Here is a 1556-nt window from a genome sequence, read left to right on the forward strand (position 1 = left end):
AGGCTGGAAGCCAATTGTGTTCGGCACGATATTTGCGCTGGCAAGGTAGGTAAGTTTACTATCCTGCCTTTCTGACAGCGATGCCCGGTGGCCAAAGCCAAGAAGTCCGATAAAGCGAAGAAGTCCGGTAAAGCCAAGAAACCGGTGACGAGTGTCTCCGATCGACGGCTGCGCAAGGGCAAAATCAAGCCTAGCGATCTCCAAGACCTCAAAAAGCTTGGTCACATCGCTAGTTTGCTGGAGCCGTTGCATGAGATCGGAGCGGCCCGCGACAAGGCAAACAATCGTTCGCTGCACATGGACCAGTACTGCATGCTGGTGCTGATGTGGATGTTCAATCCCGTTATCGATTCGCTGCGTGGCATGCAGCAGGCCAGTGAACTGGACGTCGTCCGCAAACGACTCGGTGTCGGCCGTGCTTCCCTGGGAAGCCTATCCGAATCTGTCACCGTGTTCGATCCCGAACCGCTCGCTGCGATCGCCGCCGAACTGGGCGATAAGCTGCCTGATCGAACGCCCGAGAAGTTCAAGAATGTCAACAAGAAGATCACCGCCGTCGATGGCAGTGTGTTCAAAATTCTTGCCCAGGTCGGTCAGCTCGCCTGGGTGCCCACCGGCGGCGGCAAGTCCTCCTGCGGCTACCGCCTGCACGCTCAATTTGAGGTCTTCAAAGGCATCCCCAGCCGCATCGACGTGACCGGCAGCAACCCTAAAAAGGAAGCCGACGAACGCGCGGTTCTTGAAAGGACCGTCGAGCCGGATCGCTGCTATCTGATTGATCGTGGCTATCAAAAATACGCACTCTGGAATGCGATCGATGCCAAAGAGAGCCAGTACGTGTGTCGCCTGTTCGACTCGGCTAAGTGGGAGGTGGAGTCCGAAAACGCGCTTTCCGAAGAAGCCAAGTCGAAGAACATCGTCAGTGATCAGATCGTTCGCTTTGGCACCGATAACTCACGTACCACCGCCCCGGATCACGTCACTCGCGTGATCGTGGTGAAGGTCAAACCGCACGACTCACGCAAAGCCAAGAACGGCCAGAGCGGCCCGAGCAGCGATGGCTACTTGAGGATCGTGACCAATAACCTGGACGTACCGGCGGAGATAATCGCGGCGCTCTACGAGTTGCGTTGGACGATCGAATTGTACTTTCGAATCATCAAGCAGCTTTTAGGTTGTCGCCATTTGCTCAGCCACAACCCGGCTGGGGCGACGATCCAGATGTACATGGCGATCATTGCCTGCATCATGATCATGGCGATGACGGGCAAGAAGCCGACCAAGCGGACGTTCGAGATGATCACGTTCTACTTTTTGGGCTGGGCCTCGCTCGAGGAGCTGGAGGCCCACATCAAAAAGCTGAAACCTAGCGAAGACTAGGGACAATATGCGCCGACCCAAGCGATCGGCCTCTGAAAACTGTCCCAGCAGGCGTACCAGCACGATCAGCCCGATGCGAAAGGCCATCAGATCGCCGAAAACAACGCCCGACGATTCGCTAAACTGAAACATGGCAAACGTCGTGCCGAACACAATTGGCTGGAAGCCTATGCCAC

1 protein-coding gene is annotated in these 1556 nt (G+C 56.1%); it reads left to right on the forward strand.

Going from position 1 to position 1556, the window contains the following annotated elements:
- Window positions 1–87: 87 nt before the first annotated feature.
- Window positions 88–1380, forward strand: a complete 1293-nt coding sequence (locus tag GE027_RS22510) for an IS4 family transposase (RefSeq protein WP_153559479.1) — start codon at window positions 88–90, stop codon at window positions 1378–1380.
- Window positions 1381–1556: the final 176 nt, after the last annotated feature.

The organism is Roseimaritima sediminicola, assembly GCF_009618275.1.
GTDB lineage: Bacteria > Planctomycetota > Planctomycetia > Pirellulales > Pirellulaceae > Roseimaritima > Roseimaritima sediminicola.